General features: G+C 70.2%; 27 protein-coding genes and 4 pseudogenes. 8 read left to right on the forward strand and 23 right to left on the reverse strand.

The features are described 5' to 3' along the window. Window positions 1–247: 247 nt before the first annotated feature. Window positions 248–1,864 (reverse strand): Nramp family divalent metal transporter, encoded by a 1,617-nt coding sequence (locus ABH925_RS15515; protein ID WP_370148252.1) that lies wholly within the window; start codon window positions 1,862–1,864, stop codon window positions 248–250. A 227-nt stretch (window positions 1,865–2,091) separates the two neighbouring features. Beyond that, window positions 2,092–3,393 (reverse strand): magnesium transporter MgtE N-terminal domain-containing protein, encoded by a 1,302-nt coding sequence (locus tag ABH925_RS15520; protein ID WP_370148254.1) that lies wholly within the window; start codon window positions 3,391–3,393, stop codon window positions 2,092–2,094. 177 nt (window positions 3,394–3,570) lie between these two features. Between ABH925_RS15520 and ABH925_RS15525 the strand changes: the two genes are divergently transcribed. Further along, window positions 3,571–4,155, forward strand: a complete 585-nt coding sequence (locus ABH925_RS15525; RefSeq protein ID WP_370148255.1) for a dihydrofolate reductase family protein — start codon at window positions 3,571–3,573, stop codon at window positions 4,153–4,155. A 96-nt stretch (window positions 4,156–4,251) separates the two neighbouring features. Here the strand turns inward: ABH925_RS15525 and ABH925_RS15530 are convergent. The 5 genes and pseudogenes from ABH925_RS15530 to ABH925_RS15550 form a co-directional block, all read right to left on the reverse strand. Next, window positions 4,252–4,368: pseudogene (locus ABH925_RS15530) on the reverse strand (metal ABC transporter permease); the annotation flags it as partial. Between the two features lie 65 nt (window positions 4,369–4,433). Beyond that, window positions 4,434–4,559 (reverse strand): annotated as a pseudogene (locus ABH925_RS15535) (metal ABC transporter permease); the annotation flags it as partial. Window positions 4,560–4,699: 140 nt separating this feature from the next. Continuing rightward, window positions 4,700–4,906, reverse strand: a pseudogene (locus ABH925_RS15540) (metal ABC transporter permease); the annotation flags it as partial. 62 nt (window positions 4,907–4,968) lie between these two features. Beyond that, a complete protein-coding gene (locus tag ABH925_RS15545) occupies window positions 4,969–5,343 on the reverse strand; it encodes a hypothetical protein (protein WP_370148258.1) in 375 nt (124 codons plus the stop codon). 28 nt (window positions 5,344–5,371) lie between these two features. Further along, window positions 5,372–6,001: a DUF3887 domain-containing protein gene (locus ABH925_RS15550; protein WP_370148260.1), complete on the reverse strand. Its 630-nt coding sequence runs from the start codon at window positions 5,999–6,001 to the stop codon at window positions 5,372–5,374. Between the two features lie 206 nt (window positions 6,002–6,207). Between ABH925_RS15550 and ABH925_RS15555 the strand changes: the two genes are divergently transcribed. Then, window positions 6,208–6,585: an SDR family oxidoreductase gene (locus ABH925_RS15555; RefSeq protein ID WP_370148262.1), complete on the forward strand. Its 378-nt coding sequence runs from the start codon at window positions 6,208–6,210 to the stop codon at window positions 6,583–6,585. Window positions 6,586–6,747: 162 nt separating this feature from the next. Here the strand turns inward: ABH925_RS15555 and pip are convergent, their stop codons facing one another. Next, window positions 6,748–7,704: a prolyl aminopeptidase gene (gene pip / locus ABH925_RS15560; RefSeq protein WP_370148263.1), complete on the reverse strand. Its 957-nt coding sequence runs from the start codon at window positions 7,702–7,704 to the stop codon at window positions 6,748–6,750. A 367-nt stretch (window positions 7,705–8,071) separates the two neighbouring features. Between pip and ABH925_RS15565 the strand changes: the two genes are divergently transcribed. Next, window positions 8,072–9,976: a protein kinase gene (locus ABH925_RS15565; RefSeq protein ID WP_370148265.1), complete on the forward strand. Its 1,905-nt coding sequence runs from the start codon at window positions 8,072–8,074 to the stop codon at window positions 9,974–9,976. Here the strand turns inward: ABH925_RS15565 and ABH925_RS15570 are convergent. The 3 genes and pseudogenes from ABH925_RS15570 to ABH925_RS15580 form a co-directional block, all read right to left on the reverse strand. Next, window positions 9,966–10,166 carry a hypothetical protein gene (locus tag ABH925_RS15570; protein WP_370148267.1) on the reverse strand — a complete coding sequence of 67 codons (201 nt, stop codon included), beginning with the start codon at window positions 10,164–10,166 and terminating at the stop codon, window positions 9,966–9,968. The genes ABH925_RS15565 and ABH925_RS15570 overlap by 11 nt on opposite strands. A gap of 259 nt (window positions 10,167–10,425) precedes the next feature. After that, the gene (locus tag ABH925_RS15575) at window positions 10,426–10,782 is read right to left on the reverse strand and encodes a nuclear transport factor 2 family protein (protein ID WP_370148269.1); all 357 of its coding nucleotides are present in this window, start codon (window positions 10,780–10,782) and stop codon (window positions 10,426–10,428) included. 12 nt (window positions 10,783–10,794) lie between these two features. Then, window positions 10,795–11,073 (reverse strand): annotated as a pseudogene (locus ABH925_RS15580) (SDR family oxidoreductase); the annotation flags it as partial. Window positions 11,074–11,197: 124 nt separating this feature from the next. On the opposite strand from ABH925_RS15580, the gene ABH925_RS15585 reads away from it, so the two are divergent. The 3 genes from ABH925_RS15585 (at window position 11,198) to ABH925_RS15595 (ending at window position 13,565) form a co-directional block, all read left to right on the forward strand. Beyond that, a complete protein-coding gene (locus ABH925_RS15585; RefSeq protein WP_370148271.1) occupies window positions 11,198–12,022 on the forward strand; it encodes a helix-turn-helix domain-containing protein in 825 nt (274 codons plus the stop codon). 137 nt (window positions 12,023–12,159) lie between these two features. Beyond that, window positions 12,160–13,083, forward strand: a complete 924-nt coding sequence (locus tag ABH925_RS15590; protein WP_370148272.1) for an LLM class F420-dependent oxidoreductase — start codon at window positions 12,160–12,162, stop codon at window positions 13,081–13,083. Window positions 13,084–13,193: 110 nt separating this feature from the next. After that, window positions 13,194–13,565 carry a PPOX class F420-dependent oxidoreductase gene (locus ABH925_RS15595; RefSeq protein WP_370148274.1) on the forward strand — a complete coding sequence of 124 codons (372 nt, stop codon included), beginning with the start codon at window positions 13,194–13,196 and terminating at the stop codon, window positions 13,563–13,565. Between the two features lie 343 nt (window positions 13,566–13,908). Here ABH925_RS15595 and ABH925_RS15600 read toward each other — a convergent pair whose 3' ends face one another. The 7 genes from ABH925_RS15600 to ABH925_RS15630 all read right to left on the reverse strand — a co-directional run bounded on the left by ABH925_RS15600 (window position 13,909) and on the right by ABH925_RS15630 (window position 18,667). Continuing rightward, window positions 13,909–14,256: a hypothetical protein gene (locus tag ABH925_RS15600; protein WP_370148276.1), complete on the reverse strand. Its 348-nt coding sequence runs from the start codon at window positions 14,254–14,256 to the stop codon at window positions 13,909–13,911. Between the two features lie 324 nt (window positions 14,257–14,580). Next, the gene (locus ABH925_RS15605; RefSeq protein WP_370148278.1) at window positions 14,581–15,036 is read right to left on the reverse strand and encodes a hypothetical protein; all 456 of its coding nucleotides are present in this window, start codon (window positions 15,034–15,036) and stop codon (window positions 14,581–14,583) included. 151 nt (window positions 15,037–15,187) lie between these two features. After that, entirely contained in the window at window positions 15,188–15,796 is a 609-nt protein-coding gene (locus tag ABH925_RS15610) for a hypothetical protein (RefSeq protein ID WP_370148279.1), read from the reverse strand. Next, complete coding sequence (locus ABH925_RS15615; protein WP_370148281.1) at window positions 15,774–16,334, reverse strand: RNA polymerase sigma factor; 561 nt, start codon at window positions 16,332–16,334, stop codon at window positions 15,774–15,776. The genes ABH925_RS15610 and ABH925_RS15615 overlap by 23 nt, the downstream gene beginning before the upstream one ends. Before the next feature lie 383 nt (window positions 16,335–16,717). Further along, complete coding sequence (locus ABH925_RS15620) at window positions 16,718–17,029, reverse strand: AzlD domain-containing protein (RefSeq protein WP_370148283.1); 312 nt, start codon at window positions 17,027–17,029, stop codon at window positions 16,718–16,720. After that, window positions 17,026–17,811: an AzlC family ABC transporter permease gene (locus ABH925_RS15625; RefSeq protein WP_370148286.1), complete on the reverse strand. Its 786-nt coding sequence runs from the start codon at window positions 17,809–17,811 to the stop codon at window positions 17,026–17,028. The genes ABH925_RS15620 and ABH925_RS15625 overlap by 4 nt, the downstream gene beginning before the upstream one ends. Before the next feature lie 4 nt (window positions 17,812–17,815). Further along, window positions 17,816–18,667, reverse strand: coding sequence for an AraC family transcriptional regulator (locus ABH925_RS15630; RefSeq protein ID WP_370148288.1), 852 nt, complete (start codon window positions 18,665–18,667; stop codon window positions 17,816–17,818). Between the two features lie 368 nt (window positions 18,668–19,035). Here ABH925_RS15630 and ABH925_RS15635 point away from each other — a divergent pair, with 368 nt between their 5' ends. After that, window positions 19,036–19,689 carry a GNAT family N-acetyltransferase gene (locus ABH925_RS15635; RefSeq protein ID WP_370148317.1) on the forward strand — a complete coding sequence of 218 codons (654 nt, stop codon included), beginning with the start codon at window positions 19,036–19,038 and terminating at the stop codon, window positions 19,687–19,689. Between the two features lie 137 nt (window positions 19,690–19,826). On the opposite strand, the gene ABH925_RS15640 is transcribed toward ABH925_RS15635, so the two are convergent. The 3 genes from ABH925_RS15640 to ABH925_RS15650 form a co-directional block, all read right to left on the reverse strand. Next, window positions 19,827–21,071 carry an RNA polymerase sigma factor gene (locus ABH925_RS15640; RefSeq protein ID WP_370148289.1) on the reverse strand — a complete coding sequence of 415 codons (1,245 nt, stop codon included), beginning with the start codon at window positions 21,069–21,071 and terminating at the stop codon, window positions 19,827–19,829. Further along, window positions 21,068–21,391 carry a YciI family protein gene (locus ABH925_RS15645; protein WP_370148291.1) on the reverse strand — a complete coding sequence of 108 codons (324 nt, stop codon included), beginning with the start codon at window positions 21,389–21,391 and terminating at the stop codon, window positions 21,068–21,070. Before ABH925_RS15645 ends, ABH925_RS15640 begins: the two co-directional genes overlap by 4 nt. 65 nt (window positions 21,392–21,456) lie before the next feature. Then, complete coding sequence (locus ABH925_RS15650; protein WP_370148293.1) at window positions 21,457–21,582, reverse strand: hypothetical protein; 126 nt, start codon at window positions 21,580–21,582, stop codon at window positions 21,457–21,459. A gap of 542 nt (window positions 21,583–22,124) precedes the next feature. On the opposite strand from ABH925_RS15650, the gene ABH925_RS15655 reads away from it, so the two are divergent. Continuing rightward, window positions 22,125–22,760: a GNAT family N-acetyltransferase gene (locus ABH925_RS15655; RefSeq protein WP_370148294.1), complete on the forward strand. Its 636-nt coding sequence runs from the start codon at window positions 22,125–22,127 to the stop codon at window positions 22,758–22,760. 135 nt (window positions 22,761–22,895) lie between these two features. Here the strand turns inward: ABH925_RS15655 and ABH925_RS15660 are convergent, their stop codons facing one another. Then, the gene (locus tag ABH925_RS15660) at window positions 22,896–23,663 is read right to left on the reverse strand and encodes a trans-aconitate 2-methyltransferase (protein ID WP_370148295.1); all 768 of its coding nucleotides are present in this window, start codon (window positions 23,661–23,663) and stop codon (window positions 22,896–22,898) included. 42 nt (window positions 23,664–23,705) lie between these two features. Further along, complete coding sequence (locus ABH925_RS15665) at window positions 23,706–24,896, reverse strand: aminotransferase class V-fold PLP-dependent enzyme (RefSeq protein WP_370148296.1); 1,191 nt, start codon at window positions 24,894–24,896, stop codon at window positions 23,706–23,708. Window positions 24,897–24,898 lie beyond the last annotated feature (2 nt).

Below are 24,898 nucleotides of genomic sequence, written 5' to 3' on the forward strand. Positions count from 1 at the left end.
TGTCCTGCCAATCGTCTCAGGGGCACCGAGTTTGAAGTCACCAACGGTCTTGGTGATAACAGGAGTTGACCACCTTTGATCCACATCGCCGACCCTACCCGAGCACCCCGCGCGCGGCCCGGTGTTCCAGCGGATTCGGCCACCCCGGCGTCCCAACCTCGTCTCACGCCCCCACCGCCACTTGGGGAACAGCCACCCGTCCGCCCACCGGCCGACGTACCACGGCACCGGCCCGGCATCCGGCCGGTCAGCCGCCGCCGAGGCGGACGGCTTTGACCAGGAGGAGGACGGCGCTCAGGACGAGGTAGCCGCGCAGGGCGAGCATGCCAAGGCGCAGTCCGGGTGACCACTGGACGGGTTTGAGCAGGGCGAGCGGCGGCATGCGCCAGGCCAGCTTCTCGGCCGGCGACACCGCCGGTGCCGCGGACCGGCGGTGTCCGGAGCGCCGCTGGGCGAGCCGCAGTCCGACCGCCGCCGCTGCCAGGGCCGCGACCAGGGCGACGGCGAGCCAGATGGTCAGGGATTTGACGTCGACGCCGGGGAACAGGGTGGCGGTCATCAGGGTGCCGGAGAGCAGCAGCAGGACGGCGATGATGAGTGCGGCGAGCAGGTTGAGCCAGCGCGGGTTCACCCACGGGCCCAGTACCTCGGGGTCGTTGCACAGCAGGAGCAGGAAGACGCTGGCGGAGGGCAGCAGCAGTCCGGCCAGGGCCTGGACGGCTTCGGTGATGACGCCCAGGGGCGCGCCGGGGATCAGCACGATGCCGGCGGCGATGACGACCATGAGGCTGTAGGAGGCGTAGAACTTCTTGGCCTCGCCGAAGCCGCGGTGCAGGGAGTGGCGCAGGTTGAACACGTCGCCGAAGGCGTAGCTGGTGGCCAGGGTGACGGCGGCGGCGCCGATGATGCTGGCGTCCATCAGGACGATCGCGAACATCACGGCGAGGGTGTGGCTGTGCTGCGCCAGGGCGTCGGCGACGCCTGCGGCGTCGGTGAAGTGGCCGGCCAACGCGGTGCCGCGGGCGGCGAAGTCGGCGATCATCACCAGGGCTGCTGCGCCGATGACGACGACCACGGAGCCGATGACGGTGTCGGCGCGTTCGTAGCCGATGAAGCGCGGGGTGATCCGTTTGTCGATGACGTTGGACTGCTGGAAGAACAGCTGCCAGGGGGCGACGGTGGTGCCGACGATCGCGATGATCAGCAGTACGGCGTCGCTGGTGATGCCGCCCTGGATGCCGGGGACGACGAAGGCGTGGGCGGCCTGGCCCCATCGCGGCTGGGACAGCAGGGTGAGCGGGATGAGGAGCAGGCTGACGGCGATCAGGGCGAACATGGCGCGTTCCCAGCGCCGGAACGAGCCGCTGGCGGTGACCGCGATCAGCAGGAGCGCGGCCAGCGGGACCACCCAGTACTTGGAGGCGCCGAGGTACTCGCAGGCCAGCGAGATTCCGATGAACTCGGTGACGATGGTGAGGAAGTTGAGGACGAACAGGTCGCCGACGCTGAACCAGCCCCAGAAGCGGCCGAAGCGTTCGTTGATGAGCCGGGCGTGACCGACGCCGGTGACCGCGCCGAGGCGGACCACCATCTCCTGGTTGACGATCAGGACCGGGATCAGGAGCAGGAGTACCCACAGCAGGGAGTAGCCGTAGTTCTGGCCGGCCTGGGCGTAGGTGGCCACGCCGCCGGCGTCGTTGTCGCCGACCATGACGATGATGCCCGGTCCGACGATCGCCAGCAGTGTCAGCAGCCGGGTCTTGATGCCGGGGCGTTCCTCTAGGTGGTCGCGGGGGATGCGGCCGAACGCGCCCTCGATGTCGCCGAGATGGGCTTCGTCCAGGACCGCGCTGGGCCGGGGCACCGGTGGGCCCGCGGACCTGGCCGGTGGGGCGGGCTGCGCGGCAGTCGGCGCGGGCGCTGCGGCGGGAGGCGCGGGAGGCGCGGGAGGCGCGGCGGGAGGCGCGGGCGCTGCGGGAGGCGCGGGCGCTGCGGCGGGAGGGCTGGGCTGCCGGGGCGGCTCGGGCCCCGGCGAGGGTTCAGGGGAGCGGCCGGGACGCTGCGGCTGGTCGGACGGCTGGTCGGGGGTGCTCACGTGCCGCTGTCCGTGTCGCGCGCAGGTGTGCCCGGGGTGGGCTCGTCCAGGCGGTAGGCGGGGTGCGGTGCCGGTTCACGGCGGCGCCAGTCCTCGGGGATGACGGTCTCCAGGATGTCGTCGACCGTGATGACGCCCAGAACGCGGTCCTGGTCGTCGACCACGGGCACGGTCAGCAGGTTGTAGTCGGTCATGAGCAGGGCGACGTCCTCGATGTCGGTGTCCGGGCCGACGCGGACCGGACCGCTGACCATCAGCTGGTCCAGCCGTGCGCCGGGATCGGCCTGCAGCAGGGACACGAGCGTCACGGTTCCGATGAGCCGGTTTCCGTCGCCGACGACGTGGACGCTGGTCAGCGCCTCGGGTTGCAGGGTGCGGGCCTCGCGGACCTGGTTCAGGACCTGTGCGGGGGTGGAGTCCGGGGGTGCGGTGAGGATGTCCAGGGCCATCAGCCCGCCGGCGCTGGAGGGGTTGAAGCCCATCAGGGTGAGCACCTTGGCGCGCTGGCCGGCCGGCAGTGCGTCCAGCACGGGTTGCCGGCGGTCTTGGGGCAGGTCGTTGATCGCGTCGGCGGCGTCGTCCGCGTGCATACGGGCCAGGACCGCGGCGATCTGCTGATCGCTTTTCTCCCGCAGCAGACGGGTCTGCGAGTCGGGCTCCAGCTCCTCGAAGACGTCCGCCTCCAGCTCCGGGTCGGCATGCACGGTCGCCAGGATCTCGTGCGACTCGGTGCGGTTGGCGTCCTCCAGCAGATCGGCCAGGTCGGCCGGCTTGAGCCGGCCCAGCCGCCCGAACGGCCCGCGCACCCGGGCCGAGTGGGCGTGGCCGATGAGGGGTTCGAACGACTTCCAGTCCCGCCACTGCGGCTCAGGACGAGGGCCGAGCAGCCCGAGCAGGGCGGGGCGGTGCGGTTGGGTGTCCAGCGCGTCCACGGTCCACCCGTCGGAGTGCTGGCGCAGTTGGAGGTCGTGCGCGCGGACCAGCTCGACGTCCGCGACATCGACGACCCGGTGGCCGAGCACGTCCGCGCGCAGCAGCACCTCGCCCTCGCGCCGCTCGAACGGGCGCAGGTCCACGACCTCGCTGGTCAGCTTGATCTGCTCGCCCTCGAAGCCGGCGACCTGCTCGACCGGCAGGAAGACCTCACGCCGGCCGACGCGGGCGACCAGCCCGGTGACGACCGGGTAGTCGCGCCCGCGCAGACGGACGATCACATCGGACAGGCGGCCCACCGCCTGTCCACCGCGCCCGACCAGCGAGCGGCGAAGGAGCTGGGACAACGACACGACACGGTCCACGCCCAGACGCTAGCCCGCCAGGTGCCCGCGGTCGACGGGACGCACCACAGCGAGGCCCGGAAAGCCACCCGCGGAGACCAGCACAGTTTGGTGCAGGTGTCGATCTGGCCGGTGGCCGTTCGTATAGGAGGTGACCGGGCCGCGGACGAGCGGTCCGCAGAAGCATGGGAGCACGTCATGCGCTCGATCAACGCCACGTTGTCCATCACCCTCGACGGGGTCGTCCAGGGCCTGGGCCGTGCGGACGAGGACACCCGCGGTGGCTTCACCCACGGGGGCTGGGGCGGAGGGTACAACGACGAGGTGATGGGCCGTGAGATGGGCAAGGGCATGGCCAAGCCCACGGACATGCTGTTCGGACACCGGACCTGGACGGACTTCATCACCGCCTGGGGCAACGCCACCGACGGGAACCCGTTCACCACGCACATGAACGCGGCCACGAAGTACGTCGTGTCCAGGACACTGGAGAACGCCGATGCCTGGCAGAACTCGATCCTGCTGCCCGGCGAGGCCAGCGAAACGGTGGCCTCGCTCAAGGCCGAGCCGGGCAACGATCTGACGATCATCGGCAGCGTGGCGCTGGTCCGCGACCTGCACTCGGCCGGCCTGGTCGACAACTACACGCTGCTGATCCACCCGCTCACCCTGGGCACCGGCACGCGCCTGTTCGAGGGCCCCGCCCCGCTGACCGAATTCGAGCTCACCGGCAGCGTCACCACCACCAAGGGCGTGATCATCGCCCACTACACCCGCCGGTGAAGGGTGCCGTGGGTGCCGCAGCAGCAGCCAGGCGACGGCGAAGCCGATCAGCACCGTCAGCGCCAGGCTGAGCCCGGGGCGGGCGGTGAGCACCTGGGCGGTGGCGGCGGGCAGCACCATCAGCGCGAACACCAGCAGCGCCCCGGTGATCTGGGCGGCCTCGGCGGTCGCCGCTCCCAGCAGGACCAGGAACACCGTCGACAGCAGCCGCACCGGCCCCCGCGTCCGGCGGCGACCTGCGGGTCGACCGCGGCGAACAGCAGCGGACGCCCGATCACGCCCAGGACCGCCAGCACGACCCCGGCGGCGACGGCCAGGACCGCCACCTGGCCTGTGGTGATCCCGAGGAAGCTGCCGAACAGCAGCGCCTGCGGGCCCTCCAGCAGGCCCTTGTAGAGGGCCATGAAGAGATAGCCTCAGGCGAGCAGGAACGCCTGCACCACCCCGGTTGCGGCGGACTCCCCGCACCGCCGCCCTGCCCGCCGCGCTGGAGCGCGGCGATGGCCAGGGCCGCGGCGACGCAGAAGCCGAAGTAGCCGAGGCTGAGGCTGAACCCGGCGAGGGTGGCGAAGGCCGCGCCGGGGAAGGCCACCATGGACAGGGTGTGTGCGGCGAAGGTCTGCCGGCGCAGCACCATGAACCAGCCCACGGCACCGGCGAACCGAAGGACTCTGTGCCCGGCGATACGGGACGACGGTATGGCGTTCATGGCGCGAATCTCCTTGGGCAGGACAGGTCTGCGGACAGACATCACGCCAGATGAAAACCATTACCAAACCTTGACCCGCCCGTCCCGGAGGAGCGCCACAGGAATCAGCGTGGTGACGTACCACCCCATCGCTCCTGCCCCTCGGTGATGATGCGGGCGACGGCGTCCGCGTCATCCGGTGTGATGCTGGGGCGAATCCAGTGGCCGACGTCGAGCACGAGTGCCATGCCCTTCTTCGGCCGGCTGGGATCGAAGTTCCACCAGTGGACGAGGTCCCCCGAGCCCCAGATGCGCCACCTGCGCACCCTGTTCACGCCGGTCAGGGGAAGCGTCTCAACGCCCCTGATCGAGGCATGGCGGATCCTTTTGGACCCCCATGGGTAGTAGCGGCGGATGGTGATCCCCTGGTCGTCGCAGAGGATCCTGCCGTCGTCGTAAGTGACCATGGCCATGCTCAACTGCCCTTCCTGACGTTCCACCAGTTGTCCTGGAGAGCGGTGCGGCGGTTCACGGGGTCTCGGGAGCGAGGATGAAGATGCCGGCGACCTTCTCGTCCGTGTCGAATGCGACGCGGGCCTTCATGTCGCCGGCCTCGTAGCGCAGCGGGATGTCGACGACCGTGTGGTCGCCGATACGGCGGACGAACGGCTCGCCCTCGCCGAAACCCTCGAACGCGCCGACCAGACCGGCGACCGTGGCCAGGCCGTTGAGGCGGACCTCGTCGGTGAACGCCGCCAGCACCTCGCCGTTGAACGACTGGCGGGCTTCGTCCATGCGGCCGTCGAGGACGGCGGCCGCGATCTCGGCGGCACGGGCGGCGGCGTCCGCCATGCGCACGGTCTTGTCCATGGGTTCTCCCGTTCTCGGGTCGATGGGCTTGCCGAACCGCTGGAACGCGGCCTGGCGGGTGACTCCGAGCAGGTCTCCGATCTGCTGCCAGGTATGCCCGGCATCGCGGCACTGCTGCACGCACAGCTTCAGCACCTGCTCGGCCAGGACGTCGACGTCCTGGGCGAGTCGGACGAGGTCGAGATAGGCCGGTTGAGCCACCGGGCTGCCAAGGGAGCCGGCCAGGGCGGAGGCCTGTTCGGTGAGTCGGGCGGCCAGGCCCGCGAGAGGCATCGGCGAATCGGTCACGTGTCAAGGATGCCTTTACGCCCTCCTCTCGTCAAGGAAGCCTTTACGTCGCCCCGCTCGGCCCGCGCGCGTTCCACCGGTCACCCCGCGATCTCACTCCTCCGGAGCGTCGCGCCCCCGTCTTCCGACACGCTGGCGATCAGGTCGCGGGTCCGCCGAGCCCATCGCGGGCAGGGACTGTCGGGGGGGGACGGACACTGGCGGCAATGAGCGGGAACGACGAGAGGGGCGGCCGTGGGCCGGAGCAGCAAGGACCGGGGGCGGCTGAGCGGGCGGATCTCAAGGCCGCGGTGACCCAGCTCGGGCGCGACCTGGGCACGCAGCTGGCACGGCGTGGCATCCGCGTGAACACCCTGGCTCTGGGCCCGGTCGAAGCCCCGGAGACCCGTGCCATGTTCGATCGGATGGGGGAAGAGGAGACTCGACGGCGCTTCGCCCACATCCCGATGGGCCAATTCGCCACCCTCGACGAGATCGCGGCCGCGGCCACCTACCTCGCCGGCCCGGACCCGGGTTACCTGACCGCCTCCGAACTCCCCGTCTACGGCGGCATCCGCGCCGCGTACACGCTCCCGGACCACTGAGTCCCCTGTGCCCGCGAGCCTGCCCGCCACCGGGGCCGATCGCGGGCACTGGACGGCCAGGCCCTGGGGGCGTTCCCGCTCCGGGTAAGTGATCCCTCTTCAGCACAGACCACCCAGATCGGGGCACCGCGCAAGCCTGCCGGCACGTCGGTTGTCGAGAGCCTAGGGCCGACCGGCAAACTCCTTGATCGCTTTGCTTAGCTCGTCACGGAACGTCAGGCTGCCTGTGTGTCCGGCGTCCTCGACGACGACAAGTCGCGCGTCCGGCCAGTTCTGCACGAGATCCCAGACCGGACGGACCGGGCAACTCAGATCCTGACGGCCCTGAATGACAACGCCGGGGATGCCCGCCAGCCGTCCCGCGTCGCGGATCAGGGCACCTTCCTCCAACCACGCGTGGTGGCCGAAGATATGGGCGCACAGCCTGACGAAGGCGATCTGGGCGTCGTCGGCACGGTTGATGAACGGAGAGCCGTTGGCCTCCAGGGAGATGACCGTGTCCTCCCACGTCAGCCAGTCGACTGCGGCCTTGGCGCGGACCTCGAAGTCAGGATTCTCCATCAGCCGCGAGTAGGCGAGGACGAGATCCCCGTCGCGTTCGTCAGCTGGAACGCCTTCCCGGAACCTGTCCCAGGCCTCGGGAAAGATGCGTCCGACACCTCGGTACAGCCAATCGACCGCTTCCCGATCCGCCAGCATGGCGCTGGGCATCAGGATCTCCGAGACACGCTCGGGATGACGCTCGGCATAGGCGAGGACCAGCGTCGAGCCCCACGATCCGCCAAACATCATCCAGCGCTCGACACCGAGGTGGAGCCGCAGTCGCTCCATGTCCGCCAGCAAATGTTCCGTGGTGTTGACGCCCATGTCCGCGGCCGGGTCGCTCGCGTGCGGCGTGCTCTTCCCGCAGTTCCGCTGGTCGTACTGGATGATGCGCCACACGTCCGGGTCGAACTGGCGCTTCGACCCTCTGGGCATCCCTGATCCCGGCCCGCCGTGGACGATCACGGCGGGCTTGCCGTCGGGGTTTCCGTAGACCTCGTAGTAGATCTGATTGCCGTCACCGGTGTCGAGGTACCCGGTCTCGTACGGATCGTTGACTTCGTAGGGATGGGCCATCGCGTCGGCTCCTTACGGACAGAATGAAGGTTCCCTGCTTCGGGACGATGGCATGTCCCCACGGTCGTTGCCGGCAGAGGAGGGCGAGTCGCCCACGCCGAAGAGCACATGCTGGCGATGAGAGGCCGAGGGCGGAACTGGCAGCGGCTCGATCCGCTATTGCCTGTGGTCGAGCACACCTTGCGCCATCGGACGTCGGCGACTCGACAGCTGGCGCGTGCTGCCACAGCCGTAGTCCCTCCAGATCCCCAACCGGCCTGCTCACACCAACCGAAAAGCTGAATTGGTTTACTACCTCACGTACCACCATCTCCGTTTCCTTCGCTACTCTTCGACAGTCGATCCAACTTGGGGGCGGGGCTGGCGTGTGGACGGACTGATCGCGGGCAGATACCGGCTGCTCGAACACCTCGGCGGCGGAGGCCAGGGGCAGGTCTGGAAAGCCCATGACGAGACCCTGAACATCGACGTCGCGGTGAAGGCGATCCACGCCGACAACGACGGGGCCGGGCTCAGAGCCCTGGCAGAAGCCCGCAACGCCGCCGCGCTGCGGGAGCACCCCAACATCGTCGCCGTCCACGACGTCGTCGAAGACGGCGGCCGGCCGTGGATGGTGATGCGGCTGGTCGACGGCCGGTCCCTGGCCGAAGAACTTCAGACCCGTGGCGCACTGCCCGTCGAGGACGTGGTCGGGATCGCTGCCGGTGTCCTGTCGGCGCTGGCGGCGGCCCATGCGGCCGGGATCATCCACCGCGACATCAAGCCCGCCAACATCATGATCGACCGCGGCGGCGGCGTTCTGCTTGCCGACTTCGGCATCGCCAAGAACCACGCCGACACCAAACTCACCGCCACCGGATCGTTCATCGGCACCTTGGATTATCTGGCGCCCGAGCGCTTCGACGGCAAGCCTGACGCCCCGGCCGTGGACATGTGGTCGCTGGGGGCGACGCTGTTCGAAGCGGTGGAGGGAATCTCGGCCTTCCGGGGGGAGACGCCGACGGCCACGATGAGCAACGTCGCCTTCAAGCCGCTGCCGGTCCCGGCGCGGGCCGGGAGGCTGACAGCACTTCTGGCGGCGCTGCTGGACCGGGACCCGCAGGCGCGGCCGGACGCCGCGAGAGCTCTCAGAATGCTGGCGGGAGACCCGGCGGCAACGACACAAACTGCTGAGATACCGGCCGGGATCGGCGACATCCTGGAGGCATCCAGCGCGAACCCGGGCCATCCCGTCAAGACGACAACGATCCGGCCGTGGTGGTCTTCGATACGGGCCGTTCCCATGACAGGGCTGCCGCTGACCGTTCTGTGCATGTTCCTGCCGGAGGTGTACCAGCCGGACGAACCGAACTACACGGCCTGGTCCGAGCTGGGTCGCGTGATGCGCGATGGCCCCGGAAGAGTAGGTGGCGGGCCGCTGGCGATGCTGGTCGGCTTGGCGGCGCTGGTCCCGCTGTCTGTCATCATGCTCAAGACCCAGCGCAGTCGCCGTCTGCGCGTCATCGCCCATGTTCTGACGACCGTCGAAGCAGCCATCGCGGTTGTCGGCACCATCATGTTGATGGTGAGCCCCGTGCGGCTCGGACCCGGCCTCGTGATCTTCATCGCCGTGTCTTTGCTGACGATCGCAGCCTGGATCGGGCAGAACGCGGCGCCGTGGTGGCGGCCGGATGGGATCGGACCGCAAGACCGGTGGAAAGTCGTTGCTGCCGTCACCGTCGCGGTTCTGGTGCCGGTCGTGGTTCTGGCACTGGCGCTGGTGGATTGGGCGCCGACCTCGCCAACCAGCGCCGGCCTGGACCTGCCGAGGACGACCCACAGCCCGACGCCGACGCGGACATCCGGCATCAACCCGAACAACACCCAAGACCACGGGCAGATGATCGGCAGCGGCGGCCGGTGCCTCAACAGCCTCGCCGCCGCCACCATGGCGACGTGCCGGTTCGACAGTCACATGCAGCCGTACGACGACAGCGAGTGGTGGACACGCAACGACGACGGCTCGCTCGAATCCATCGGGCTGTGCCTGGAAACCGCCAGTGTAGAAGCCGTCAAATACGACCAACCTGACCCGAACGGGATCGTCGTGGAAAAGTGCCTCGGCCCGGACCCGAACGGCAACAGCGGGCCGACCGTCCCGTCCCAACAATGGATCTTCAACGCCGACGGCACGATCGAGAACACAGCGACGAGGCTATGCCTGTCCTCTGCCAAGGGACTGTCGTTGCGGGCCTGTAACGGCACCGATCCCACACAGAAGTTCAGGTGGTGATGCCGAACCCAGGGCTCTCGAAAAGTCCTGTGCTGGTCAGTTGATATCCAGAAGGCCGAGTGGGCGGGCCTCTCTTCTCCCGGACCTGATAGCGCAGCAGGTCGTGGATGGTCTGGTCGGTGCCGTCGTCGCGCCACTTGTAGAAGTAGTAGTTCACCGCGCCGGTGGGCGCGTCTGGATGCCGGAGCAATCTTCGACTTCTGGCGCTTCCTGGGTGTCGAACCCGATGGCAACGCCACCCCCGACCTCTTCGTGGCACCTGTCTGGCGGCGGTTCACCACGGCATCCGTGGAGCTCAGGACACCGACACCGTGACCCGTGGAAGGCCACGCCAGATGCCTTGTCACACGACCAAGAGCCTATGTGGGCGCGCATTCTGTTAGGAGTCATCCTTAGCCCAACGAGCAGATCGGGCAACGACATGGGTGGCCCGGTCCAGTGATCCGGGATCAGACCTGGTTGTTCCACATGCGGAAGACGGTGCACCTGCCGTTCTTGTCGAAGGTCACCGTCCAGAGGTTGGCGAAAGTACCCAGTTCCTTGTAGCGGCCGGTGCCCTCGATCGCTGCGGTGTCCCCGTTGACGGCCAGGATGGACCAGTCGAAGTGCCAGCCGCCCTCCTGCCAGGCCGCGCGGCCGATCCAGCCCTCGACGATCGCCTCACGGCCCACCCAGTCGGTCTCGTAGGGGCGCTCGTGGTACTCGGCCTGCGGGGTGAACAGCGCGGTGATGTCCTTCCTGCTGTTGCTGGTCCAGGCCCGCACATAGCCCTCCACCCAGGCACGTACCTGCTGTTCGGTCACCATCGGTACTGCCTTTCATCCCTGGGCCGTGGGTCGGACGACCAGCTCGTTGACGTCCGCCTCGGCGGGCTGGCTGATGACGTAGTGGACGGCCTCGCCGATCGCGGCGGCGGGGATCGCGATGCCCATCTGCCCCTCCACCGCGTCCCTGACACCGTGGTCGGCGATGCCCCAGGTCAGCTCGCTCCGGGTCAGCCCCGGACTGATCACGGTGACCCGCAGCTCCCGGCTCTCCTGGCGCAGGCCCTCGGACAGGGCCCGCACCGCGTGCTTGGTGGCGCTGTATGTGGTTGCGCCATGTCGACGGCCGCGTGGTGCACCGGCCGGCCCTTCCAGCATGTGTCCGATCGTTCGCAGGCGGCAGGACGGGTCTTCCTGGGTGCCCCGCTCCCAGGAACCCGCGGCGTACGAGCCCACCATGAGCGGTAACGAACTGGGGCAATTCCTACTGGCGCGCCGTTCCCGCCTCAGCCCCGCCGACGCGGGCTTTCCCCGCTCGCAGGGCCGGCGGGTCAGCGGGCTGCGGCGCGAGGAGGTCGCCGTCCTGGCCGGAGTGAGCGCCGACTACTACGCCCGTCTGGAGCAGGGCCGCGAACGGCATCCCTCCGGCCAGGTGGTCGACGCCCTCGCCCGGGCCCTGCACCTGGATGCCGACGCCTGCTGGCACGCCTACCGCCTGGCCGGACTCGTACCGAGGCCCGAAGCACCCTCCGCGGACGAGGAGCGCGTCGCACCGGAACTGCTGCGGCTGGTGGACTCCTTCCCCACAGCGGTGGCCTATGTGATCAACCGGCGCCTGGACGTCCTCGCCTCGAACGCCCTCGCCGACGCCCTGCTCTCCCCGCTGGCGGACCGGCGCGGCATGGCCCGTTCACTGTTCTGCGACCCGGCGGCCCGGCATCTTTTCGCCGACTGGCACTCCGTGGCCCGCGACACCGTCGCCGCACTGCGGCTGGCCCACGGCCACCAGCCGGACGACCCCCGAACCACCGCCCTGGTCGACGACCTGCTCGCCGAGAGCGAGGAGTTCGCGGAACTGTGGCGACTTCAGGACGTCGCCCGCCTGGGCAGCAGGACCAAGACCTTCAACCATCCGCAGGCGGGACGGCTGACCCTCACCTACCAGACCTTCGAGGTACAGGACGCCCCCGGCCAGTACCTCCTCGTCGGCACCGCCGAGCCCGCAAGCCCCGACGCCGCCACCCTGGGAGCGTGGGTCGGCAACGGGCAACCAGCCGGGTGATCGTGACGGCGGGCCCCACGGCCCTGCGACGGCCTTTTCTCGACCGGCCGCCATCGGCGGGAGTCTCGATCCGGCTCGCCGTAACCGACCGCGCGTCCGCCTCCGGGCCGGTCCCGGGCTGACGTACCGTGGCCCGCATGGATCTCCGCATCTTCACCGAGCCCCAGCAGGGCGCGAGCTACGACACGCTGCTCCGGGTGGCCAAGGCCACCGAGGAACTGGGCTACGACGCCTTCTTCCGCTCGGACCACTACCTGAAGATGGGCGACGTGGACGGCATACCGGGCCCCACCGACGCCTGGATCACCCTGGCGGGACTGGCCAGGGAGACCTCCACCATCCGCCTGGGCACCCTGATGACCGCCGCGACCTTCCGGCTCCCCGGCTTGCTCGCCATCCAGGTCGCACAGGTCGACCAGATGAGCGGTGGCCGGGTCGAGCTGGGTCTCGGCACGGGCTGGTACGGGGCGGAACACACGGCCTACGGCATCCCCTTCCCGGCCGCCAGGTTCGGCAGGCTGGAGGAGCAACTGGCCATCGTCACCGGGCTGTGGCAGACCCGCCTCGGCGAGACCTTCGACTTCAAGGGCCGCTACTACCAGATCGAGGACTCCCCCGCCCTGCCCAAGCCCGCGCAGCAGCGGATCCCGGTACTGGTGGGCGGCATGGGCGCGAAGCGGACGCCTGAACTGGCGGCGCGCTTCGCCGACGAGTTCAACCTCCCTTTCGTCTCCGTCGCCGACACTGCGGCCCAGATCACGCGGGTCCGCGCGGCCGCCGAGGCCCGCGGCCGCGCGGCGGACTCCCTCAGGTACAGCAACGCCCTGGTCGCCTGCGTGGGCCGCGACGACGCCGAGGTCGCGCGCCGGGCCTCGGCGATCGGCCGTGAGGTCGCGGAGCTCAAGGAGAACGGCCTGGCCGGAACGCCCGCCGAGGTCGTCGAGAAGATCGGCCGGTACGCCGAGACCGGCAGTTCCAGGATCTACCTGCAGATCCTGGACCTCGACGACCTGGACCACCTGGAGCTCATCGCCGACCAGGTCATGCCCCGGCTGACCTGACGCGATCCACGCCGGTCGGGCCGCGTGCGGCGGGTGCGACGCGCACGGCCTGCCGGAAGGTCCGGCCGTGTCGCGTGACCGGTACCGGGGCTCCGCTGTCTACTGGGGGCATGACCGAACTGACTGCCGCACAGATCGCGTACCTCGGAAGCCAGATGCTGGGCCGGCTGGCCACCGCCGGCGCCGACCACAAGCCGCACGTCGCGCCGACCTCGTTCCGCTACAACGCGGAACTCGGCACGATCGATACCGGTGGTCACCATGTGGCGACCACCAAGAAGTACCGGGACGTACAGGCCAACGGCTGGGCGGCGATCGTGGTCGACGACCTCGTGTCGACCGATCCATGGACCCCGCGCATGCTGGAGATCCGCGGCCGCGCCGAGGCGATCCCGACCGGAGGCGCGCACTTCGGACCGGGATTCGGCGATGCATTCATCCGCATCCACCCGGACAGGGTGAACAGCTTCGGCATCGAATAGCCCTCGGCCCGGAGAGTCTCACCACCGTTGTCGACAACACAGGAGGAACACCATCCTCAACAGCACGGCCCGCGTACTGGTCGACCTGCAGGACCCGGCCAGGGCTTTGGCCACCTATCGACAGGCGCTCGATGCCGCTCGCGAGATCCGCAGTCCGGCGGCGGAAGCCGAGGCGCTTGAGGGTAGCGAGGCGCTGACAGGGGTACCGCGTGAGACCGAGCGGGGCGTGACCGGCCGGCCGTACCAGTGAGTGGGGGCGGACCCCTTCGGCAGAGATCATGCCGGTCGGAGCAGCGATTTCCAGGGCAGCCCGGTCGACGCCCCACTCCGCGTCCGCAAGGGCTCAGCTCGACGGCGCGCGCCCGGCGTCCAACGCTGCGGCGACCACGCGAATGACCGCATCGATGCCCTCGACATTCCCACCCGGGGCGGCCAGGGCGAGGGCGGCACTCCGGGCCGAGCGAAGCGCCTCCCCGGCCCGCGACAGTGCCCGCCGGTCGTGAGCCGGCTCACAGAGCAGGTCGGCGTCGTCCAGGACCGCCACGGCAGCGGCCGCGCCCACCGCGCGGTCCGTCGCGACGCGGACCGCTCCCGGATCACCGGTCGGTGCGAGACCGGCACCGGCGCTGGTGACCTCCGCGTTCAGCTGCGACACCGGCTCACCGACCAGGGCGGAGATAGTGCGGGACATACGGGGCTCCCCCTGCGACGGACCACGGCTCAGACCACTGTACCCACCGAGCACAGCACTGACATGCACAGTTCCGAGCTGGGCGGGCACCCAGTCTGCACGGCTCGGCCGACGCTGTCATCTCCCCGCTCGGTGGGATTCGCGCGCCGACACGTCCCAGGGCCACATCCGCGGCCGGCAGCACGGCCCCGTTCCTGTGGAGAGCGCCGGCAGCGCCAGTGAGTGCGTCTGCCCTCTCTCTCCGCGACCACGACAGGGACGAAGCAGGCACGGCCGCCCGCACTGCCCCCACGGGGGCGGCCGTGCCCGCATCGCCTGCTCAGATCACCACCAGGCGGTGCAGGTGATCACGGCGTCCGCGGTGTAGCCGCAGGCGCGGAACTGCCACTGGCTGCTGCTGCTCTCCAGCTGCGCGGCACTGGTCTTCGAGGTGCCGTTGCCGTGGTTCACCACGAAGGGACCGCACTGGAGCCAGGTGGAACCACCGTTCTGGGTCCAGTCCATCCACACCGATTCGACGTTGTTGATGGTGTTGCCCTCGATCTTGGCGAAGCCGCGCCCGCCCGCCGACTGCAGCGAGATGGTGTCCGCGTCATGGGTCACCGAGCGCTCCACCGTGCCGCTGGCGTTGTCGGAGATGTCGACGAACCCGTTGGCGCCGTTCTCGCAGTCCGAGGCGGCGGCGTGCGCCGCCGGGGCCGCGACCATTCCGAAGGCGGCGCTGCCGAGCGAGAGCAGCAGCGCGGCGGCTGCCCCGACGAACTTCTGACGCATCCTCATGTGTCCTCCACTCATTCGATGCGCTGGGACCCGGGCCACGCCCGCGTCCATCTGCTCTCTACACGAATGCTGTGGACTTCCTGTATGACGTCTGTGTGGAGTTTTTCGTGGGGTTTTTTCCGAGCGGCGATCCGCGGACGCCGGGAGCGCATCAGCGGACGCTTGCCTCGGCCGGTGTGCAGGTGCGGATGTCGATCGTGTTGCGGGTTCGCACGCCCGGCAGCCAGCCGCGGGTACCGCCGGAGGTGGAGACCAGGTACCAGCGGGTGGAGGTGATACCGCTCTCGTCCTCCACCAGCGTGCCGTCCGTGACGACGCACTGCGCCTGGACCAGGTCGCCGTGCCAGACCTTGCCGGCCGCGTTGGCTCCCGAGTACGGGGCGTAGGGGTCCAGCGCCAACCCGAGTGCGCACTCCATCGTGCGCAGCGGCCGGCAGGGGGCCTGAGCGTTGTAGACCGTGAGCGTGGGGACGGGCGGGCCGCCGGCGGCCATGTCGGGCCTGCTCGCCGGGCGCTCCAGCCACCACCCCCCGGCGGCGATCGCACAGACCGTGAACACCAGGGCCGCCGCGCCGACGGCGCCGCCGAACGGCCTGCGGCGCGGCAGCGGCTCCCGGACCCGCGCGGGACGCGCGTCCTGGGCCGACGATGTCTGGATGCGCTCCCACAGCCCGGGCGGAAGCGCGATCTGCTCATCCGCGGCGCGCAGCCGCTCCCGCAGCACGGAAGCCGTTTCGTCACGCCCGGCCGTGCGGCGCATAGTCGCCCTGCCCTTCCGTAGTCCACGACCGGCGATCACCGACGCACTTCCGCAGCTTGTCCAGCGCCCGGGCGCGGGAGCGGGAGACCGTGCCGCGGTGCAGTCCCAGTATCTCGGCGGCCTGGTCGATGGTGTAGCCGTCCAGGTCCACCAGGATCACGGTGGCGGCTTGACGCACGGTCAACCTGCCGAGCAGACGTACCGCCTCAAGCTCGGCGGTGCGTTCCTCGACCCCGCCGTCCCAGTCGGCGAGTGCGGCGGACGTCTGGGCCAACTCGGCCGTGAGCGCCCGCCTGCCGCCGCGGCGGTACTCGTCGCGCACCACGCTCACCAGTGCGGAGAACGCATAGGCGTAGGGCTGCGGGTGCGTCAACAGCCGCTGCGGCGCGGCGGCGAGCTTCAGGTAGACCTCGTGGACCGCGTCCTCGGCGGCGTGCGCCCCGGCCAGCATGGCCGCCCGACGATACAGGCGGGAGAGCAGTGCGCAGAACGCGTCGTCGAAGGAGGAACGAAGCTCGTCGCCGTCGCACCGCACCATGTACCGACTTCTCCACTTCCGTGCACCCTCGGTCGCAAGGTCAAGCATCGTCCGGCGGCAGCCCGGAGTGACGCCGCGCCTCCGTGCGCCCCTGCATCATCGCCCGGGCCGGGAGCTACTGCTGGGGGCGGCTGGGAGTGCTCACCCCGCGTGCTGTTCCGGCTGCGCGCCGGGGTTCGGGACCGGCGGGCCTACGCAGGACGACGCCGGGCATGACCGAACCGCCTGCCCATCCGGCTCCCGTCCCGGACCGGCGCGGCGCCAAACCCCCTTGGAGGCCGTGATGTTCACCGTGCCAGTAGCGGGTTGCACCATCCACGTCACAGTGCCGCGGTACGGACCGGCAGGGGCCGTCCCCGCGGGCGGCCGTTCGGCCTGTGGGGTCAGCTCAGCGCTCGGACGCCGGCGGTCACCAGGACCGCGAGGAGTACTACGACCAGGAACGGAGCGCGCCGCCACGCCCCGAGTCCTGCCGCGGCCAGGCCCGCCGCCCGGGCGTCGACGGTGAGGCCGTGGGCGCCGTGCCCGAAGGTCTGCAGGGCGGTCAGCGCGGCCAGGAGCGCGATGGGCGCCAGCGCGGCGAAGCGCCGTATCAGCGGGCGGTCCAGGAGCCCCGCCGGCACCGACAGGCCGAGCAGCTTCAGGGCGTAGCAGCCCGCGGCCGTACCGAGAACCGCCATCCCTACCGTGCTCATCGGCCGCTCTCCTCCGTCGTCTCCTCGCTCCGGCCACGCCGCCGCGCCGGGCGCAGCAGGGCCACCGCGGGCACCGCCGCAAGCGCGACCAGCACCGGCACGCCGGTCGGCAGCAGCGGCACCGCCGCCAGCGCCAGTACCGCGCCGAGCAGGCCGACAGCGCGCTCCTCACCGCCCTCGCGCAGTCGCGGCGCGAGCAGGGCCAGGAAGACCGCCGGTCCCGCGACGTCCAGCCCATAGCGGGAGGGATCGCCCAGCGCGCCGGCGCCTACCGCGCCCGCCAGCGTCGTCGCGTTCCAGACCAGGTAGAGGGTCACGCCGGTCACCGTGAATCCCAGCCGCGCCGAGCGCCGGTCCGGCTGGACCAGCGCCACGGCGGCGGTCTCGTCGATCACCACCTGTGCGGCGAACGGTCGTGTCCAGCGGGGAAGTTGCAGTCGCTCGCCGAGTCGCAGCCCGTAGAAGCTGTTGCGCACGCCGAGGAAGAGCGCGCCCACGATCGCGGCGAGGGGCGCCGCACCCGCCGCCAGGGAGCCGATGAGCGCGAACTGCGAGGCGCCGGTGAAGACGAACAGGCTCAGCGCGCAGGTCTGCCACACCGTGAGGTGCGCCGCCGTGCCGGCGATTCCGAACGCGACACCGGACACACCGACCGTGAGCCCGACGCCGAGCGAGTCCCGGATCACGGCCCGGTCGGGGCGGCCGCCGGGCCGGGCCGGCGGCTCCGGAGAGGGGGGAGCCGCGGTCTCACCATCGGGCCTGTCGTGCTGCAGAGCGGTCATACGCTCATGCTGCGGGTGATCGACCGGCCGTTTCTTGTACGTTCTTGCGCGCCCGCCGGTACGCCCCGGGCGGAACACCCAGGATGCGCCGGAAATGCCTGGTCAGATGGGCCTGGTCGACGAAGCCCACGGCCAGCGCCACGTCCGCGGGCGCGCCACCCGCGTCGAGCAGGCCGCGCGCGGTGCGCACGCGCTCCTGGGTGAGCCAGGCGTGCGGGGGCAGCCCGTACGTCGTGCGAAAGGCCCGCAGCAGCGGGAACGGCCGGGCCCCGACGGCCTCGGCCAGTTGCTCCAGCGTGGGCGGCGCGTCCAGCCTCGACACCAGCAGATCGCGCGCCGCCGTCGCCGCGCCCAGGCCGTCAGCAGGGATCTCCCGAACCAGTGGCTGGGAGGAGTGCCGGCGCACGGCCCGCACCAGCGCGAGCCGGAGGAAGGTGCTCGCCGCCAGCGCCTGGTTCTGCTCGGCAGCCCGATGGGTCTGCTGCACCAGCCTGGTCAGCTCGTCATCGTGGACGACGGCCGTCGCGAAACCCGGTGCGCCCGGGCTCGCGCCCAGCTCGGCCGCGACGGCCTCCAGCTGCGCCGCGTTCGGATAGAGGACCTGGTAGCTCCAACCGTCGGGGACACCGGCGTGGCCGGTGTGCACACGGCCCGGCTCCACCAACGCCACGCTGCCTGCGGGCGCGACCTCCAGTCCGCCCCGGTACTGAAAGGCCTCGACGCCGGCGGTGATGGAGGCGAGGACGTAGCCGTCGTGGGTGTGCTTGCCGAAGCTGTGCCGCACGTAGTGAGCGCGCAGCAGATCGACGCCCGGCAGCGCGGGATGCTGCCAGTAGTGTGCGCTCTCTTCGCTCATGGCATCACCATCCCTACCTGCAAGTTTCACACGGGTGGGGCCGTTGGCGAGGTGTCGTCCGGGATGTGGTCGGCCTGATCTGTCGCGGCGGCTGAAGGGCGCCGACGACCGTGATGCCTGGTCGACGAAGACGTGGTGCGGCCTGCGAGGCCCGGGCGGTCACGGTGCGTTCGGCGGCGCGGCCAGCGCGTCGTGCCAGGTCACGGGGCGTCATTACTGTTCTCGGGCACGGAAGGTACGAGCCGCCGTGGCGGATCCCGCCGCGTCAGTGGGCCCGCCCCCGACCTCACCGCCGGCTGTGGTCAAGCTCCACTCCCACCTAGTAATATTCTCTTAGCAATATCACCTATTACCATTCGGGGGTGGCGATGCCGGATACCGGGATCAGCGAACTTGTGCGGAACTGGATCGACGGCTGGGTCGTCTCCCGTGGCGGCTCGGACCCGATCGAGGAGCCGTGGGGGTGGACGATCGTCGTCGGGCAGGCACAGCATGTCGCGCGGCACGTGCTGCCCCGGCCCGTCGAGTCCGACGTGCGCAAGATCGCCGCTGCGACCAGCGCGCCCGGGACGTGGCTGAAGCTGTTCGTCGAGGACGAGGCGGTCCTGCCCTGGGTCGGGCCGGGCTGGCGGCTCGACGCGCCCGCATTCCTGATGACCTGCCACCTTTCGCCGGGCCGCCCCGAGGTACCGGCCGGCTACACGCTCACCAGCTGGAGCCGGGGCGGCGTCACCCGGGCGCTGGTCCGCACACTCGACGGCCACTTCTGTGCCCGCGGGCAGATCGCCCACACCGGCGCCCATGCCGTGGTCGACCAGGTCGAGACCGCCGCCGAGCACCGGCGCAAGGGCCTCGGCGCCCTGGTACTGCGCACCTTGCAGAACACCGCGTACCAGGCCGGCGCGACGACGGGCGTCCTGGTCGGCTCACGCGAAGGACAAGCCCTCTACACCTCGCTGGGCTGGACCACGCGCTCCCCGATGGCAAGCCTGTGGTACGAGCCGTCGCCTACCGCACAGTGAACCGGGCCTGATTCACCGAACCGCCCGGGCACCGCGATCCGACAGCACCGGCCTTCACGGACCCCCACCGACAGCCATGGGGCCGGCCGAGGTGGACGGATCCGCTGCGCGCGGGTTTTGGTCGGGATCGGTGGGCGCTATCGCAGTTGGTCGCGGCGGCGGGTCAGGTAGGCGGTCTCGGCGGTGTTGCCCGCCAGTGCGATGGCTTGGTCGTAGGCCGCGCGTGACTGCTGACTGTGGCCCAGCCGGCGCAGCAGGTCGGCGCGGGTGGCGTGGTAGGCGTGGTAGGCGTGGTAGCCGGCCAGCCTGTCCCCAAGACGGTCGACGGCCGCCAGTGCCACCTGCGGGCCGTCGAGTTCGGCGACCGCGATGGCCCGGTTGAGGGCGATGATCGGGGAGGGGTCGAGGCGGACGAGCTGGTCGTAGAGGGCGAGGACCTGCGACCAGTCGGTGTCGCGGATGTCGCGGGCGGAGGTGTGCACCGCGTTGATCGCGGCGAGGATCTGGTAGCGGCCCGGAGCCTCGCCGGCGGCGGCAGCGGCGAGGCGCTCGCGCACCAGCCGGTGCCCCTCGGCGATCAGCGCCGCGTCCCAGGCCCCACGGTCCTGCTCGTCGAGGGCGACCAGTTCGCCGCCGGCCGAGACCCGGGCGGTGCGGCGGGCCTCGGTGAGCAGCATCAGCGCCAGCAGCCCGGCCACCTCACCGTCCTCCGGCAGCAGGACACGGATCAGGCGGGTGAGCCGGATCGCCTCGGCCGTCAGGTCGTGACGTACGGGATCGGTGTCGGGGCCGGTCGCCAGGTAGCCCTCGTTGAACACCAGGAACAGGACGGCGAGTACGCCGGACACGCGTGCCGGGAGATCCTCCACGGACGGCACCCGATAGGGGATGCGGGCCGCCTTGATCTTGGCCTTCGCGCGGGTGATCCGCCGCTCCACGGCGGTCTCGGCCACCAGGTAGGCGCGGGCGATCTCGGGCACGGTCAGACCGCCGACCAGGCGCAGCGTCAGCGCCAGGCGGGTCTGCATCGCCAGCGCCGGGTGACAGCAGGTGAAGATCAGCCGCAGCCGGTCGTCGTCGATGGCGCCGACAGGCTCGGGTGGGCCGTCGTCGTACACCATCCAAGCCTGCCTGTGCTTGTCGTCGCGCTTGTTCTCGCGGCGGAGCCGGTCGATGGCCTTGCGGTTGGCGGTGGTGGTCAGCCAGGCGCCGGGGTTGGGGGGTACACCGTCGGCCGGCCACCGCTGGACGGCGGCCGCGAACGCCTCGGCCGCCGCCTCCTCGGCGATGTCGAGGTCACCGAAACGCCTGGTCAGGGACGCGACCACCCGCGCCCACTCCTCGTGGTGGGCCCGGGTGATCGCCTCCTCGACGTCGCTCACTGGAACGGCCGCACCTCGATCTTCCGATCGCAGACCTTCGACGCCTCGGCGGCGAGCTTGAGTGCGACATCCAGATCGGGGGCCTCCCACACCCAGACGCCGGCGAGATACTCCTTCGACTCCACGAACGGCCCGTCGCTGAACACCGCCTGCTCGCCCCGGTTGTCGACGACCGTGGCCGCGTCGGTGTCCGCGAGTCCGCCCGCGAAGACCCAGTAGCCCTCGGCGATCAGCCGTTCGTTGAACGCGCTGATGGCAGGACGCCTGTCCGTGCTGCCGGGATTGCTCTTGTCATCGATCACGGAAACCAGGTACTGCATCTGAAGATCATCTCCCGTGGTTTCACGACAGCGTGGTTCGGTGGTCAGGGACTTCAGGCCGTTGCCTACCGCGGGCGCCCGGCCGGCCGGTAGACCTGGATCGACACGCCGTTCGAGTCGACCCGCGACTCGACCAGGTCGAGATACCTGGGGGCCTCGTTCAAGGCCGCGCCGAGGGGATGTGCACGCATCTGGTCGATGGATCCCCAGGAGCCGGCGAACAACTGTAGGTGCGCCGGCCGATCAGGAACGCCTCGCGCGCTGGTAGGTCTGCGTGATGAACGTCCTGGTCTCGTCCGTCGATGGTGACCTGAGTCATGGTCGTCAGCTTCATGATCGCGGCTCCCCTGCCCTGGCGCCACCCCTTGTGGACGGCCTCACCCCTGCTACGAACACCACCGCCCCGATCCGACACCGCTCCCGGATTTCTTTGAAGAGCTTTCCGGGACGCCCGGCACGGCGAAGCCCGGGCCCATCTCCATCGCCAGCGGAATCGGCACCCCATCGAGTCATTCACGACGAAATCAGCAGCAGTACAGCGATGTCGCAACCGAATCGCTTGACGGTGCAGGAACGCTCGGGCACAGTTGCGACATCGCGAACCGCGACCGGAGCGCCTCGAATCCGCTTCCACGCCGAGCGCCGGGCAGCACGCCCAGAACCTTGACGTATCCGGGCGCGGAGAGCTTCGCTGAACCGAGGCGTTCACGACGGAACCAGACCTGGGGTACCGATGCACACGGACCATTCCACGATCGCTCACGACCGTCCCACTCCTGTGCCCGCGCGGGAGGCGACGCCCACGGACCTCGACGCGATCGTCGCCGCCATGACCACCGCGTTCTTCGACGACCCGATGTGGGGGCCCGCGTTCCCGAACCTCGACCGTCGCGCGGAGCAGGCATCGGCGTTGTGGCGGCTGCTCGTCACGTCGTCGCTGCGCTATCCCTGGATGCTGGTGACCGAGAACGTCGAGTCCGCAGCCCTGTGGATCCCGCCGGGCGGAAGCGAGTTGACGTCCGAGGAAGAACGCAGTTTCGAGGAGTTCCTGGTCCACATCACCGACCGATCGGTCGCCGACGGCATTCTGGGGATCCTCGGCAAGCTGGAGGAGGCACATCCGAGCGAGCCGCACTTCTACCTGAGCCTGCTCGCCACGCACAGCGACCACCGCGGCCACGGCCTGGGGATGGGCCTGCTGACAGAGAACCTGGCACGCATCGACGCCCTCGGCGCGCCCGCCTACCTGGAGTCGTGCAACCCGGCGAACAACAAGCGGTATGCCGACGTCGGCTTCGCAGCCCGCGACACGATCACCCTGACCTCCGGCCACGTGGTGACCACCATGTGGCGCCCGGCACACAACTGACCGGGCAGGCGCAGAGCACCGGCCAGCCCCCGGCGATCCCGCCGCGCGACGAAGTGGCCGAGCCCAGCACCGGCGCGACCTCGCACCCCGTGCTGCGCCGGCACCAGCACGCAGTTGACGGGCGCGTTGAGAGGGTCAGCGCACGGCGGCCAGGACGTGGCTGTTGCCGAACTGCCAGACGGAACCCACGTGTTCGAAGCCGGCCTCACGCAGGAGCCTGACGTGGCTGGAGAGGGTGAGGTCTTCGCCCTCGCTGCTGGGGAGCGGACGGCTGCGGCGTTCGGCGAGGAGGTCGGCCAGTTCCGGGTCGGCCTCCAGTGCCCCCCACCAGGAATGCCAGTCCTCGTGGTCGAACGCGGCCTGCCGCTCGGCCCGGCGGCGTCCGACGGCGGTGGTGATCTCGAACATCTTCGCGGCGTCGTGGCGGAAGTGGTCGCCGTTGACCAGGACCCCGCCGGGGCGCAACAGCTCGGCGAGTTGCCGGTAGACCCGGCGAAGGGTGTGCTGGTCAAGGTAGTGCAGGGCGGTCGTCGAGACGACTGCGTCCAGGGGGCGGCCCAGCGTGAGGGCGTCGACCCAGCCGGGCGTCCCGATCACGGCTTCGACGTACCGGGCGGTGGAACCGTAGTGGGCACGTGCCAGTTCGAGCAGCAGCGGGTCGGCGTCGACGCCCAGCACGTCGGCGTGCGGCAGCCGGTCGGCCAGCCGGGCCGCCAGTGCTCCTGGGCCGCAGCCCAGGTCGAGAATCAGGGGTGTGGTGTGACCGGCCGTCACATGGTCCACCACGTCGGCGATCACGGTGAATCGCTCCTCGCGGTCGACCGCGTAGCGTTGCTGCTGGCCTTCCCAGCGCTTCACCCAGTGCTCGGCCGTCGCCGTGCTGAGGCTCGTAGCTCCGCGCACCTCTGTGCCGCCTCTCCGCCCTGCCACCAATGTTATTGAAAATCATTGCAGATTGGCGAGCGTGGTGAGCAACCTGTCGACTTCCTCGGGCGTGTTGTGGACGTGCAGGCTCACTCGGATGGAGCTGTCCTTCTCGTCCGTACCGGCCTGGCAGTGGCTGTCGGAGCGCACCATGAGCCCGTGGCTGAAGAGGATGAACCCCAGGTCGTTGGAGCTGATCCCGCGGTGCCGGAAGGTGGTGATACTGCGGCGCTGCTGCACTGTGGAACCGGCGGTCAGGCTCTGCCGGCAGCCCAGGACCTGGTAGGCGTCCAGGCGGCTCAGCCCGTCGGTCAGCCGGGCCGCCAGGGCGAGGGTCCACTGTTCGATCCGGTCCAGGCCTGCCGCGTCCAGCCAGTCCAGGGCCGCCGCCAGGGCGGCGACGCCGACCGTGTTCGGGGTACCGCGCCACCCGCCGGGCCGGAACCCCGGCCCGCGCGTCTGCCGGGCCCAGATCGCGCCGGAGCCCGGCAGGGCCAGGGCCTTGTGCCCGGAGAAGACCACGAAGTCCACGTCGAGATCGGCCACGGAAACCGGCAGGTGGCCGATGCTCTGGGCGGCGTCCAGGCAGATCGGCACCCGGGGGCCGATTACCTGGCGGATCCGGTGCACGTTCATGTCGCCCCCGTAGACATGGTGCACATGGGTGGCCGCGACGAAGCGGGTGCGCGGGCCGACCAGTTCCGCCAGCGCCACCGAGTCGTAGTCGCCGGAACTCTGCTGGTAGGGCAGCTCGCGAACGGTGATCCGGACCCCCTGACGGGCCAGCAGGCACTGTGCCTCCAGCCACGGCGACAGGTTCGCCCGGTGGTCGGCGAAGGGGACGACGATCTCGTCCCCGTCGGTGAGCAGGGTGGGCAGCCAGTCGCGGGCCACCGTGCGCAGCCCTTCGGTGGTGCCACTGGTGAAGTGGACGGTCGAGCGCTCCGGGGTGGGGTCGTCCAGGAACTCCTTGACCCGCTCGCGGGTGCGCTCGACCATCGCCGTGGTGGCGTTCGCCCAGGGGTAGGTGCCGCGCCCCGCGTTGGCGTTGCCGGTGGTCAGGTAGCTCTGTACGGCGTCCAGGACGGCCTGGGGCTTCTGCGCGGTGGCCGCGCTGTCCAGGTAGGCCAGTTCGGGGTGGTCCACGATGATGGGGAACTGCGCGCGCAGCGGGCGCTGCCAGGATCGCAGGTCGTCCAGGGGGTCGCCCATGT

The organism is Streptacidiphilus sp. EB129, from assembly GCF_041262645.1.
Lineage (GTDB): Bacteria > Actinomycetota > Actinomycetes > Streptomycetales > Streptomycetaceae > Streptacidiphilus.